Origin of the sequence: Frateuria aurantia DSM 6220 (assembly GCF_000242255.2) — a bacterium.
In the GTDB taxonomy this organism is placed as follows: Bacteria; Pseudomonadota; Gammaproteobacteria; order Xanthomonadales; family Rhodanobacteraceae; genus Frateuria; species Frateuria aurantia.
Genome location: NC_017033.1, coordinates 1,434,785 through 1,447,521 on the forward strand (window position 1 = coordinate 1,434,785; position 12,737 = coordinate 1,447,521).

Annotated in this window: 10 protein-coding genes and 1 riboswitch; of the genes, 7 read left to right on the plus strand and 3 right to left on the minus strand. The window is 64.6% G+C overall.

Annotated features, from left to right (window positions below; genetic code table 11):
• Positions 1-422: 422 nt before the first annotated feature.
• Entirely contained in the window at positions 423-2,063 is a 1,641-nt protein-coding gene (locus tag FRAAU_RS06605; protein ID WP_014402774.1) for an MASE1 domain-containing sensor histidine kinase, read from the minus strand.
• 199 nt (positions 2,064-2,262) lie between these two features.
• Here FRAAU_RS06605 and FRAAU_RS06610 point away from each other — a divergent pair, with 199 nt between their 5' ends.
• The gene (locus FRAAU_RS06610; protein ID WP_014402775.1) at positions 2,263-2,898 is read left to right on the plus strand and encodes a response regulator transcription factor; all 636 of its coding nucleotides are present in this window, start codon (positions 2,263-2,265) and stop codon (positions 2,896-2,898) included.
• Between the two features lie 109 nt (positions 2,899-3,007).
• On the opposite strand, the gene recN is transcribed toward FRAAU_RS06610, so the two are convergent.
• Positions 3,008-4,690 carry a DNA repair protein RecN gene (gene recN / locus FRAAU_RS06615; RefSeq protein ID WP_014402776.1) on the minus strand — a complete coding sequence of 561 codons (1,683 nt, stop codon included), beginning with the start codon at positions 4,688-4,690 and terminating at the stop codon, positions 3,008-3,010.
• Positions 4,691-4,836: 146 nt separating this feature from the next.
• Between recN and hrcA the strand changes: the two genes are divergently transcribed.
• From hrcA to FRAAU_RS06645, 6 genes are all read left to right on the plus strand, one after another.
• Complete coding sequence (gene hrcA / locus FRAAU_RS06620; RefSeq protein ID WP_014402777.1) at positions 4,837-5,895, plus strand: heat-inducible transcriptional repressor HrcA; 1,059 nt, start codon at positions 4,837-4,839, stop codon at positions 5,893-5,895.
• Positions 5,896-5,981: 86 nt separating this feature from the next.
• Positions 5,982-6,512, plus strand: coding sequence for a nucleotide exchange factor GrpE (gene grpE, locus FRAAU_RS06625; RefSeq protein WP_014402778.1), 531 nt, complete (start codon positions 5,982-5,984; stop codon positions 6,510-6,512).
• A 133-nt stretch (positions 6,513-6,645) separates the two neighbouring features.
• Positions 6,646-8,562 (plus strand): molecular chaperone DnaK, encoded by a 1,917-nt coding sequence (dnaK, locus tag FRAAU_RS06630; RefSeq protein WP_014402779.1) that lies wholly within the window; start codon positions 6,646-6,648, stop codon positions 8,560-8,562.
• 117 nt (positions 8,563-8,679) lie between these two features.
• Positions 8,680-9,804 carry a molecular chaperone DnaJ gene (dnaJ, locus tag FRAAU_RS06635; protein WP_014402780.1) on the plus strand — a complete coding sequence of 375 codons (1,125 nt, stop codon included), beginning with the start codon at positions 8,680-8,682 and terminating at the stop codon, positions 9,802-9,804.
• 32 nt (positions 9,805-9,836) lie between these two features.
• Entirely contained in the window at positions 9,837-10,637 is an 801-nt protein-coding gene (gene dapB / locus FRAAU_RS06640; protein ID WP_014402781.1) for a 4-hydroxy-tetrahydrodipicolinate reductase, read from the plus strand.
• Between the two features lie 59 nt (positions 10,638-10,696).
• Positions 10,697-10,861, plus strand: a riboswitch (yybP-ykoY riboswitch).
• A 57-nt stretch (positions 10,862-10,918) separates the two neighbouring features.
• Positions 10,919-11,926 (plus strand): sodium:calcium antiporter, encoded by a 1,008-nt coding sequence (locus tag FRAAU_RS06645; protein ID WP_014402782.1) that lies wholly within the window; start codon positions 10,919-10,921, stop codon positions 11,924-11,926.
• 26 nt (positions 11,927-11,952) lie between these two features.
• Here FRAAU_RS06645 and FRAAU_RS06650 read toward each other — a convergent pair whose 3' ends face one another.
• The gene (locus tag FRAAU_RS06650) at positions 11,953-12,645 is read right to left on the minus strand and encodes a 2OG-Fe(II) oxygenase (RefSeq protein WP_014402783.1); all 693 of its coding nucleotides are present in this window, start codon (positions 12,643-12,645) and stop codon (positions 11,953-11,955) included.
• Positions 12,646-12,737: the final 92 nt, after the last annotated feature.

Here is a 12,737-nt window from a genome sequence, read left to right on the forward strand (position 1 = left end):
GCCCGGGCGTAGCGGGCGGCCATGCCTGCGGCGATGCGCCAAGCGATGCCGACCGTAAGGGCAGGGCAATACACTGTTTGACCGGGCGCCGACCCGTCAGGCGATGCCTTCGCCGGCCAGGGCGAGCTGACGGATTCCCGGGCAACAGGCAAAAAAAACCGCCGACGTCAGCTACTGCACGTGCGGCGGGTCACAGTGGTGATGGCGGCCTTCGGGCGTGCGCATCAGCAGCAGCATCCTTTGCCATCCATCCATCCACGGGAGGGCATCATGCCTCCCTTCAAGCGGTTGTCCCCACAACCAGCTTGCTGCGCGGCTTTGCAGCTGCGCTTCCCCCATCGATGGTTCGATCCTAACGAAGTTTTTACCGGTGTGTAATCGGAAAAATTCCTAGATCCTGATTTATCTGGGCCATGGGTGGATCACATGGGTTGCCGCAGGATCCGCTGGCGTGCGTCGACGGCTGGCAGGGCATCCAGATCCGGATCGGGTCCGCTGCGCAGCAGGACCCGGATATGGGCGCCGTCGCCGCCGGGATAGAGTCGAAAGCGGCCGCCGATGGCCGTGACGCGGTCGTGCATGCCCTGCAGTCCGCGTCCTTGGCGCGAGCCTTCGGGGGGCAGGCCGATACCATTGTCGCGGATGTCCAGGATCGCGACGATGGCCGGACCATGACGGCGGACCCGCAGGGTCAGCCGAAACACGCTGGCCCGGGCATGCTTGACCGTATTGGTCGCACTTTCCTGTGCGATCCGGTACAGGGCTACCCGTGCTTCGTCATCCAGTGCATCCGGATCACCCTGAAGTTCCGGAAGGTAGGCCACATGGGCGACCTGCAGCAATTCGCGAATCGGCCCGTCAGCCAGGGCCCGATACAGGCCGAATTCGTCCAGCACGGCAGGGTGCAGATTGTTCAGTACATGGTGCAGTGACTTGCGCATCTGGCCCAGAATGCCGTGGATGGCCGCGCCGATGTCCTGCAATCCGGCCTGCTGCAGGCGAAAGCGGGCCAGCTGTACATGGGTCTGGATGGCCGTCAGGTTCTGGCCCAGTTCGTCATGCAGTTCGGCAGCAAGGTAGCGGCGTTGGCGCTCTTCACTGTGCAGATTGCCGCGAGCCGCATGGCGCAGCTCTCTGGCCAGCTGGTCGAGCTGCTGGTTGGCGGAGGCCAGGCGATGGTTCTGTTCGGCCACTTGCTGGCCACTGTGGCGCAAGGCGTCGCTGGCGGTGCCCAGCATCAGTGCGCCGGTGCCGGTGACGGCCAGAAACAGCTGCGAGGTCGCATTGACCTCGCTGCCGGTGCCGAACAGTCCGGCCAGGGCGATATCCAGGCTGGACAGGATCAGAGTCAGGCAGGCGCCGCGCCAGCCGTGGCTGAAGGCAAAAAACAGCACCGGCGCCAGCGAAAGGACTCGGGCAAACTGGGGCAGCGGCGGCGGCAGCGTCATCAGAGTGGCCAGGATCAGCAGGCAAGGCATCAGCAGGATCAGGCTGTGACGCAGCAAGGCCTTCAGTTCCGCATGTGAAGCCGGCGTGCCGAAGGCCATGATCAGGGCCGGCACCACCAGCAGCGAGCCGATATAGCTGCCCAGCATGGCACGCGTGAAGGGGGCGATGCGGTCAAACCATGGGACGGCTGCATGGGCAGTTGTCGGCGGACCCAGCAAGGCACTTCCGATGGTGGCGACTATGACGGTCAGCACTGTCAAAAGAAGCAATTTGACGGCGATTTCGGGATGATCCATCGAGCTGCGGATACCGAAGCGACGGCCGATGTATACGCAGGCCATCATCAGCAGCGGTTCGGGCAGATAAGTCCGGGCCAGGATGTCCCAAGGAGTGCCATTGGAGTAGTGATGGCCCGCCGCAACCAGCAGTTCGCCGCCGAGCAGCCATGGCCAGACCCGGGGTGGGGTGATCAGCAGGACGCCAAGGCGCAGGCCGAAGGGCAGGATCCAGTAAGGCTGTTCGGCGATGCGCAGCAGCAGCCACAGTGACAGATAGGCGATGACCAGAGCCGAATACAGCCAGCGGGCTGGCGGGGTAATAGGGGATGCATGCATGGTGGTCGATGTTACGCGATCCGGTGTCAGCGACGGCAAGCCCTGTCTCGGGTCCGGTGGCTGGCGGACCGAGGGCCGGCATGACTGCAAAGAGGTGACCGGCCGGCACCGCATATCTGGATGCAATATCTCTGGCGGCCGGGCGTGATTTAGCGGGTCGTCTCTAGGCGGGACCGCTGAATGGCTCTACAGTGGGCTGATGTACAGCATTGTGTTGATAGATGACCACGCCATCGTCAGGGAAGGTTTCAAGCGCCTGATCGAGCAGGAATCGGGGATCGAGGTGGTCGCCGAGTGCGCCAGTGCCGAGGAAGGGCTGCAGGCCGTGTCGCGATTGCGGCCCGATCTTGTTGCCCTGGATCTGACGATGCCCGGGGGCAGTGGCTTGTCGATGATAGAGCGGTTGCTGGAATGCGCGCCGCAGTGCCAGATCGTGGTGCTGAGCATGCATGACAGCGAGCCCTATATCTCGGAAGCGCTGCGCCGTGGCGCCAGCGGCTACGTCACCAAAGGGGTGGCTCCTGAAGAGCTGGTGGCCGGCCTGCGCATCGTGATGCAGGGGGAGCGCTACCTCAGTTCCGACCTGCGTCAGCGCGAGCAGGAGCGCCTGGCCTCTGCGCCTGATCCGCTGCAGCGATTGACGGCACGCGAACGTGATGTGTTTATGTTGCTGGCCGTGGGACATTCGCCCAAGCGGATCGCGGCTGAGCTCGGCATCGGCCAGAAAACGGTTTATATCCACCGTGCCAGCGTGATGAGCAAGCTGGTCGCCACCAGCGAGCTGGATCTGTATCGGATGGCGATGGAGCGCGGATTGCTGGGCGGCCTGCCCTGAGCCGAGGCGGCGAGGCCGCCCCACTTCTCCCGCGCCGACGGGCTGCGTCTCGATGCGAGCTGCTCCCGGCACGCCTGTTCTGGCTGCCGACATGCCGGCAAGGGTGGGCTCAGACCTTGCCGGACTGGGCTCGTGCCAGCATTTGCCGTGCCAGTCCGCGTGTCTCCGAGGTGATCTCGATGCCGCCCAGCATGCGGGCCAGCTCATCGTGACGCCCCTCGCCATCGAGTGAGGTGATCCGGGTGCGCGTGTGCTCGTCTGCCGCCTGCTTGGAAACGAAAAGGTGCGCATGCCCCTGGGCGGCCACCTGGGGCAGGTGGGTCACGCACAGGACCTGGCGCTGGTCGCCCAGCGCCCGCAGTCGCTGGCCGACCACTTCGGCAACCGCGCCGCCGATGCCGGTGTCGACTTCATCGAAAACCATGCTGCGCTGGCTGTGGTGATCCAGAGTGGCCACCTCGATGGCCAGGCTGATGCGTGCCAGTTCGCCGCCGGAAGCGACCTTGCGCAGGGCGCGCGGAGGCTGGCCGGGATTGGCGCTGACCAGCAACTCGCAGCGCTCCAGACCCTGTGGATCCAGATGGCCGGAGGCGACGATTTGTTCCAGCTGCACTTCCACGCGCCCGCCGGGCATGCCAAGACCGCCCATCAGTTCGCTGACGCTGTGGCCAAGCCGTGCAGCGGCTTCGGCGCGGCGCTGACTGAGCTCATTGGCGGTCTGCCGGTAACGGGCATCCAGCTGCTGCAGCTCCAGGTCCAGGGCATCAAGGGTTTCGGCCGCACCTTCCAGGGCGGTCAACTGGTCGCGGCGGCTTTCCGCCAGTGGCAGCAGGGCCTCGATCGGGCAGCGGTGGCGACGCGAGAGCTCGTGCAGGTGACTGAGATGGGCTTCGATCTCGGCCAGCCGGGCCGGGTCCAGATCGACGTCCTGGGCATACCGCCCCAGACTGTCGACGACTTCGTCGATCTGGATGCGGGCATTGTCCAGCAGTTCCAGCAGGGGGTGCAGGCGAGCATCGATCTGGCCCAGCCGTTCGAGTTCGGCGTGGGCGCGGCTCAGCTGGCGTGCCAGGGCCACGCCGCTGTCGCCATCCAGCAATTCCAGGACGCCGGAGGCGCCTTCAGCCAGACGGCCGGCATTGGCCAGGCGTCGATGACTGGCTTCAAGGGCCTCCAGGGCTTCGCCGGACAAGGCCCATTGCTCAAGTTCCTCGACTTCGTGGCGCAGCAGTTGCAGCCGATGCTCGCGGTCATCGCCGCCGCGCAGCTCTTCGATCTGGCGCAGCACGGCCTTGTTGCGTTCGGCCAGTGTGCCCAGCTGCTCCAGCAGGATCGGGGTGTCGGCATAGGCATCCAGCAGGGCCAGCTGGTGCTTGCGATCCAGCAAGGCCTGGTGCTCGTGCTGGCCATGGATTTCCAGCAGCATGCCGGTCAGCTCCGCCAGCTGGCTGACCGTGGCGGGGCGGCCATTGATCCAGGCCCGTGACGAGCCGCTGGCCGGAATCACTCGTCGCAACTGGCATTGCTGCTCTTCATCCAGTGCCTGCTGGCGCAGCCAGTCGCGCGCTTCGGGCAGTCCGGCCAGGTCGAATTCGGCCATCAGTTCGGCACGGTCGCTGCCGGCCCGCACCATGCCGCTGTCGGCGCGGGCGCCACTGAGCAGCAACAAGGCATCGACCAGCAGGGACTTGCCCGCGCCGGTTTCCCCGCTGACCACGGTCAGGCCGGGACCCAGGGTGACCTCGGCGGCTTCGACGACGGCGAAATGACGAACGTATAGCGAGGTAAGCATAAGTAGGCTTCAGACGATCGATCTTCATTGTAGCGACAGATTCGCGGCCTGCGCAGGGGGCGGCCCGAGTGTCGTCGGCGCCGATCGGGGCTTGCAAGCCGGGGCGTCAGGCCTTATGTATCAAGCAACTTGATGGCTGGTACGGCATGTTCAAATCCCTCGATCATGAACTTGATGCGCGAACGCGGCATTTGCTGCGGGCGCTGATCGCGCGCTATCTGGCCGAAGGCGAGCCGGTGGGGTCGCGCACGCTGTCGCGTTCAGCCGGGCTGGACGTGAGTCCCGCCACCATTCGCAATATCCTGGCCGACCTGGAAGACGCCGGGCTGCTGACCTCGCCGCATACTTCGGCGGGGCGGGTGCCGACGGCGCGCGGACTGCGCCTGTTTGTCGACAGTCTGATCGAATGGCAGCCGCTGGCGCCCGACGAGTTGCAGCGGCTGCAGCTGGAGTTGCCGCAGGCTCCGTTCGCCAGTCGTGACGTGCTGGGTCATGTCTCGACCCTGCTGTCGGCGATGACGCGCTTTGCCGGCGTCGTCTCCGTACCGCGACACACCGACTTTGCGCTGCGTCATATCGAGTTCGTGCCGCTGGGAGACAGTCAGCTGCTGGTGGTGCTGGTGTTTTCCGGTCAGCAGGTGCAGAACCGGGTCATCGATCTGCCGCAGCCGCTTGATCGCCAGGCGCTGGAGCATGCGGCCAACTACATCAATCAGCATTTCGCCGGCCTGCGCGTCGACGAGATCCGTGTCCGGCTGGTGCAGGAGCTGCAGGCCGCCGGCAGCGAAATCAATCAGCTGCTGAGTCGTGCCGCGGAATTGACCGCGGCCTCGTTTGCTCCCGAGGCCGATGCCGACGTGGTGGTGCGTGGCCAGATCCAGTTGATGGACTATGCCGAGCTGGCCAATCTGGGGCGTCTGCGCGAGCTGTTCGAGGCGTTCCAGCAGAAAAGCGAGCTGGTCCAGCTGATGGATGGTTGCGCCAAAGCCCCCGGGGTGCGTCTGTTTATCGGCGAAGGTTCGGGCCTGGCCGCGCTGGACGGTTGCAGTGTCATCACGGCCAGTTACGGCACGCCCGGCCGGCCGCTGGGGGCCGTCGGCGTGATCGGTCCGACCCGGATGGCTTACGAGCGGGTGATCCCGGTGGTGCAGGCCACTGCCTCGTTGTTGAGTCAGGCCTTGAATCAGCCGACCCCGACCCTATAAACGGGACAGGTTGCCCTTACCTACTTTCTGAACGGGCAGTGCCGTGAGTACCGAGCGCTGCCCATGACTTGCATTGGAGTGCCTGAATGGAAAACCACGAACAGCCAGTCGATCCGGCCGAAAAGAACGGCGATGCCGAGCACGAAGTGACGCTGGCCGGCCTGCAGGCGGAATTGGACAAGGCGCATCAGGAGCGTGACCAGGCGCTGGAAACGCTTTTGCGCGAGCGGGCCGAGCTGGAAAATCAGCGCCGCCGTCTGCAGCGCGATGTGGAGCAGGCCCGTCGCTTTGCCAACGAGAAACTGCTGAACGAGCTGCTGCCGGTCTACGACGGTCTGGAGCGCGGCTTGGCGGTGGAAACCGCTGATGTCGCCACGGTGCGCGAAGGTCTCAGCCTGACCCTGAAGTCACTGCAGAAAGTGGCCGAGAATCATGGTCTGGTGGCTGTCGATCCGCAGGGTGAAAGCTTCGACCCGGAAAAGCATCAGGCCATGAGCATGGTCGAGGTGCCGGGCGTGCCGGCCAATACCGTCTCGGCCGTGCTGCAGAAGGGCTACGTCCTCAATGATCGTCTGCTGCGCCCGGCGCTGGTGACCATCGTCAAGGACGCCGACTGATCTCTTCCGGAAGGGTCCGCTGATATCGAAATTCGATTGACGCGAGCTATTGAAACGATAGGCAGGACCCCCATTTTACATTCAGCGCCGGCAGACACTGCCGCACTCATCTTCTTTTGGGAGTATTTGAATCATGGGTAAAATCATCGGTATCGACCTGGGCACCACCAACTCCTGCGTTGCAGTGATGGATGGCACCAGCGCCAAGGTCATCGAGAATGCTGAGGGTGATCGCACCACGCCGTCGATCGTTGCTTTCACCAAGGACGGCGAAGTCCTGGTGGGTGCGCCGGCCAAGCGTCAGGGCGTGACCAATCCCAAGAACACCTTCTACGCGGTGAAGCGCCTGATCGGCCGCAAGTTCACCGACGCCGAGGTGCAGAAAGACCTGAATGTGGTGCCTTACAAGATCGTGGCCCACGACAATGGCGATGCCTGGGTCGAGACCTCCGACGGCAAGAAGATGGCCGCCCAGGAAGTGTCGGCCAAGGTGCTGATGAAGATGAAGAAGACCGCCGAAGATTATCTCGGCGAGTCGGTGACCGAGGCCGTGATCACGGTCCCGGCCTACTTCAATGACAGCCAGCGCCAGGCCACCAAGGATGCCGGTCGCATCGCCGGTCTGGACGTCAAGCGCATCATCAACGAGCCGACCGCGGCAGCCCTGGCCTATGGCCTGGACAAGAAGGGCGGTGACCGCAAGATCGCCGTGTACGATCTGGGTGGCGGTACCTTCGATGTCTCCATCATCGAAATCGCCGAAGTCGATGGCGAGAAGCAGTTCGAAGTGCTGGCCACCAATGGCGACACCTTCCTGGGCGGCGAAGACTTCGACAACCGCGTCATCGATTATCTGGTGGAAGAGTTCCAGAAGGAGCAGGGCGTGGACCTGCGCAAGGATCCGCTGGCCCTGCAGCGCCTGAAGGATGCCGCAGAACGCGCCAAGATCGAGCTGTCCTCCAGCCACCAGACCGAAGTGAACCTGCCCTACGTCACGGCTGACGCTTCCGGTCCGAAGCATCTGAACATCAAGCTGACCCGCGCCAAGCTGGAAGCGCTGGTGGAAGATCTGGTCAAGCGCACCATCGATCCCTGCCGCACCGCTCTGAACGATGCCGGTCTGCGCGTCTCGGACATCAACGAGGTGATCCTGGTCGGTGGTCAGACCCGCATGCCCAAGGTCCAGGAAGCCGTGAAGGACTTCTTCGGCAAGGATCCCCGCAAGGACGTCAACCCGGATGAAGCCGTCGCCGTCGGCGCCGCGATCCAGGGCGGCGTGCTGGGTGGTGACGTCAAGGACGTGCTGCTGCTGGACGTGACCCCGCTGTCGCTGGGCATCGAGACCATGGGCGGCGTGATGACCAAGCTCATCGAGAAGAACACCACGGTGCCGACCAAGGCCTCGCAGACCTTCTCGACGGCCGATGACAACCAGACCGCCGTGACCGTGCATGTGCTGCAGGGTGAGCGCGAACGCGCCAGCGCCAACAAGTCGCTGGGCAAGTTCGACCTGCAGGGCATCGATGCGGCGCCCCGCGGCACCCCGCAGATCGAGGTGACCTTCGATATCGACGCCAACGGCATCCTGCATGTCTCGGCCAAGGACAAGAAGACCGGCAAGGAACAGCGGATCGAGATCAAGGCCGGTTCGGGCCTGTCGGATGAAGAGATCCAGCGCATGGTTGCCGATGCCGAAACGCATCGCGAGGAAGACAAGAAGTTCCAGGAACTGGTCAGCGTCCGCAACCAGGCCGATCAGCTGGTGCACGGTACCCGCACCTCGCTGAAGGAGCATGGCGGCAAGATTCCGGCCGACCAGCTGGCAACCATCGAAGGCGAGCTGTCCGAGCTGGAGAAGGTCAAGGACGGTGATGACAAGGCGGCCATCGAGTCGCGGATCGAGAAGCTGCAGCAGGCCGCCCAGGCTCTGTACGCGGCAGCTGCCCAGCAGGGTGATGCGGCTGGCCAGTCGGCTCCGGGTGGTGCTTCCGCTGCGGCCGACGACGTGGTCGACGCCGAGTTCACCGAAGTGAAGGACGACAAGAAGTAAGCTTCTTCGCTCCATTGCTGTTGTGTCGCAGCCCGTGCCGGATGGACTCCGTGCACGGGCTGTGCGTTTCATCGGCGGGCAGGTCTGCAAGCTGTTCGCCGCATTCACGGATGTACTATGAGCAAGCGTGATTATTACGAGGTACTCGGTGTCGAGCGCACGGTCACTGAGGTCGAGCTGAAGACGTCATTTCGTCGCCTGGCGATGAAATATCATCCAGACCGCAACCCGGATGACCCGCAGGCCCAGGACAAATTCAAGGAAGCCAAGGAAGCCTACGAGATCCTGTCCAACAGCCAGAAGCGCCAGATGTATGACCAGTACGGCCACGCCGCCTTCGATGGCAGCGGTGGTGGTGGCGGTCGCGGCGGCTTCGGCGACATGGGCGATATCTTTGGCGATATCTTCGGCGACATCTTCGGCGGCATGGGCGGTGGTCGTGGTGGTCCGCGCCGGGGCTCCGACCTGCGCTACATTCTCGAACTGGACCTGGAAGAGGCCGTGTTCGGGGTCGAGAAAAGCATCGAGATTCCGGGGCGGGTCAACTGCCATCACTGCAATGGCAGTGGTTCGGCCGACGGCAAGCTCAAGCGCTGCACCACCTGCCACGGTCAGGGTCGGGTGCGGATGCAGAACGGCATCTTCTCGGTGCAGCAGGCCTGCCCGACCTGTGGCGGCAATGGCCAGATCATCGAGAAGCCCTGCAAGTACTGCCATGGCGAAGGCCAGCTGGAAGAAACCCGCACCTTGTCGGTGAAGATTCCGGCCGGTGTCGACAACGGTGACCGCATCCGTCTGAGCGGGCAGGGCGAGGCCGGCGGCCCTGGCGCCGAAGCCGGCGACCTGTACGTGGAAATGCGTGTGCGCGAGCACAAGATTTTTCAGCGCGACGGCAATGACCTGTATTGCGAAGTGCCGATCCGGATCACCCAGGCGGCACTGGGCGCCAAGCTGCAGGTGCCGACGCTGGAGGGCGAGATCGAAATGTCCGTGCCGCCCGAGACCCAGACCGGGCAGCAGTTCCGTCTGCGCGGTCGTGGCGTGAAGTCGGTACGCAGCGGCCGGACCGGCGACCTGATCTGCACGGTAGTAGTCGAAACGCCGGTCAAGCTGACCAAGCAGCAGCGTGAATGGCTGGAAGCGCTGGAAACCAGCATGTCCGGCGAGGGTCACGAGCACAGTCCGCGGGCCAAAAGCTGGCTGGACGGCGTGAAGGACTTCTGGTCCCGCGTGACCCATTGACGGAGCGGCCCGGCGGTCGGCGAGGAGCATCGATGAGCAAGCGCTTGCGGATAGTGGTGCAGGGTGCCTCCGGTCGGATGGGCCGGGCGGTGCTGGAATTGCTGCGGGATCATCCGCAGCTGGAACTGGCGGCCGCCATGGTCGGCGAGGCTTCGGCCTCGCTGGGCCGGCCCTTGGGTGCCGACTGGCCGAGCCACAGCTTTCGCGCCGATTGGCTGGCGCTGGAAGATGCTGATCTGGTCATCGATTTCAGTGGCCCGGCTGGCTTCGATACGGCCGTCAGCCAGGCCGAGCGCCTGCGGGCTGCGCTGGTGACCGGCACGACCGGCCTGGATGCCGTGGCGCAGGCCCTGCTGGATCGGGCGGCACAGACCATTCCCGTGTTTCATGCCGCCAATTTCAGTCTGGGTGTCGCGATTCTGGGCCGCCTGCTGGCCCAGGCTGCACGCAGCCTGGCCGACTGGGATCTGGAAATCGTCGAGGCCCATCATCGCCGCAAGGAGGATGCGCCTTCAGGGACCGCTCTGGCCCTGGGCCAGCAGGCCGCCCATGCCCGCGGCGTGAAGCTGGAGGAGGTGGCGGTCTATGCTCGCGAGGGCCGTTGCGGCCCGCGCACGGACGGCGAGATCGGTTTTGCGGTAGTCCGTGGCGGCGGCATTGTCGGTGAACATCAGGCGATGCTGATCGGTCCGGCCGAGCGCATCGAGCTGGCCCATCGCGCCGATGACCGCTCCATCTTCGCCCGTGGCGCCGTCACTGCCGCCGAGTGGCTGGCTTTGCAGGCCCCCGGCCGTTACGGCATGGACGAGCTGATCGCCGATCGCGGCGGCTGAATTGTCCGACGGTATACGGTGCTGCGGCTTGTTCATGCCGCAGCGCGCCGTTAAAATGCCGCTCAGTCATTGGGGAGTAGCTATCCTGCGTCGCCCGCCCGGTTGTTCCGGGTTGCACGACAGGAGTCCGCGTCAACAGACTTGAAGCCAAGCGCTTCATGGCGCGTACGGTGCCTGCCTTCGGCAGGTGGCCCGGCGAGACCTTTGGCCAGCCCCGCCGTCCTGCCGGACGAGTGGTGAGGCTGTGCCATTGCGTCCACTCGTCCGGCAGAGACCGTTCCATGCTGACTGCACTGTGTTTCATCCTTTCCGCCGTGGCGATCTATATCGCCTGCGAATACTTCGTCAATGGCATCGAGTGGCTGGGCGAGCGTTTTCGCCTGGGGGCTACCGCCACCGGTACCGTGCTGGCGGCCTTCGGCACCGCCTTGCCCGAGAGTGCGGTGACCGCGATCGCGGTCCTGGGCGGGCATACCCCTGAGCAGAAAGACATCGGCGTCGGCGCCGCGATGGGCGGCCCGCTGGTGCTGGCGACCCTGGCCTATGCGGTGGTCGGCGGCGCTCTGCTGTGGCATCGCCGCAAGCTGGGCCGGGCCGACTCCTGCCTGCAGGCCGATTATCCGCAACTGGTCCGCGATCAGCGCTGGTTTCTGATCATTTTTGCCTGCAAATGTGCGCTGGGTCTGCTGGCCTTCGCCTGGAAGCCGTGGCTGGGCGTGTTGTTTCTGCTGGCCTATGCGTTGTATGTCTGGCGCGAGCTCAGTCGTGATCAGCCGGCTGACGAGGATGGCGACGAGGTGCTGGAGCCGCTGAAGATCCGGCCGCGCGCCGGGCACCCCGGGCTGGGCTGGATTGTCCTGCAGACCGTGGCGGCGATGCTGGTGATCACTGTGGCCTCAAGGATTTTCGTGCATCAGATCGAGGCCATCGGTACCGGGCTGCAGCTGTCAGCCCATCTGGTGGCCTTGCTGCTGAGTCCGGTGGCCACCGAGCTGCCGGAAACCATGAATGCGCTGATCTGGATGCGCCAGGGCAAGGAGCGGCTGGCGCTGGCCAACATTTCCGGTGCGATGATGATCCAGGCCACGATTCCCAGTGCGCTGGGTATCTTCGCCACCCCCTGGCACTTCGATACGACACTGGCGCTGGCCGGTGTGATGACGATGCTGGCGGTGCTGTGGTTGTGGCTGGCGTTTCGTTGTGGCCGGGTCAAGGCCCAGCATCTGCTGTGCGGGGCCGGCTTCTATCTGGCGTTCGTGCTGTTGCTGGTCATGCATCTGCGTCATTGACGCGGGCCTGGCGGCTGGCGCGGAACTCAGTCGCGATGTGAGGCGTTGCGATCCCGGCCGGCGCCGACGCGGCGATCCAGTCGGCCGAACAGGTTTTTCAGCCACTGGGTGGTCCGTCCGCGCTGGCTCTTGCGCTCCAGTGCCGCGTTGTCGACCAGCCAGGCTACCTGGATCACTCGCCGCTCGCCTTCAAAGGGAAGGTGGCCATGGAAGGAGTTGTCGCTGCGGCGGAACGCGGCCAGTTCGCCGTACAGCGGCTTCACCTCGGCACCGAGGCTGGCGTCAATATTGTCGATGGCGGAGAGAAATCGCAGGCAGCCATCGCTGGTGTCCGGCCATTCCGGGTTCAGATAAAGCAGGGCGGTCACGATCTTGGAACGGCTGTCGGTATGAATGGTGCCATGGCGCCGGTTCAGCGACTTGCACAAGGTGACCAAGGTCGGATAGCTGCCCAGGGCAGGCAGGCCGAGTCGGCTGCCGATGGCGCGGGCAAAGTCCGGCCCGGACAGCTCCTCGACCAGGCGGCGGATCGAGGGCCCGCATTCCTCGGCGACATAGGGGAAGAAGCCGGCGCTGCGGTAGACGGGAAAGTCGCGGTCCAGCTCGGTCCGGACCGACTCCGGCAGCTGGCCGTGGGCGATCAGGTAGTGGAAGGGCTGGGACCGGACCTCGGTGTCGGGGCGGTCAAGCCCGGCGGGATCCAGAATCTGGCGGGTCATCAAGACGGGCATCCTCGGAGTCTTTGCATAGACTACGCCAGCGACGGCCCGAACAGACCATCTGCCGGCTGACTGGGACACTATGCACAGGC

Bases quoted from the DNA above. Each gene is read 5' to 3' on its own strand.
- FRAAU_RS06605 (WP_014402774.1), bottom strand. From the start codon at position 2,063: ATGCATGCATCCCCTATTACCCCGCCAGCCCGCTGGCTGTATTCGGCT.
- FRAAU_RS06610 (WP_014402775.1), top strand. From the start codon at position 2,263: ATGTACAGCATTGTGTTGATAGATGACCACGCCATCGTCAGGGAAGGT.
- recN (WP_014402776.1), bottom strand. From the start codon at position 4,690: ATGCTTACCTCGCTATACGTTCGTCATTTCGCCGTCGTCGAAGCCGCC.
- hrcA (WP_014402777.1), top strand. From the start codon at position 4,837: ATGTTCAAATCCCTCGATCATGAACTTGATGCGCGAACGCGGCATTTG.
- grpE (WP_014402778.1), top strand. From the start codon at position 5,982: ATGGAAAACCACGAACAGCCAGTCGATCCGGCCGAAAAGAACGGCGAT.
- dnaK (WP_014402779.1), top strand. From the start codon at position 6,646: ATGGGTAAAATCATCGGTATCGACCTGGGCACCACCAACTCCTGCGTT.
- dnaJ (WP_014402780.1), top strand. From the start codon at position 8,680: ATGAGCAAGCGTGATTATTACGAGGTACTCGGTGTCGAGCGCACGGTC.
- dapB (WP_014402781.1), top strand. From the start codon at position 9,837: ATGAGCAAGCGCTTGCGGATAGTGGTGCAGGGTGCCTCCGGTCGGATG.
- FRAAU_RS06645 (WP_014402782.1), top strand. From the start codon at position 10,919: ATGCTGACTGCACTGTGTTTCATCCTTTCCGCCGTGGCGATCTATATC.
- FRAAU_RS06650 (WP_014402783.1), bottom strand. From the start codon at position 12,645: ATGACCCGCCAGATTCTGGATCCCGCCGGGCTTGACCGCCCCGACACC.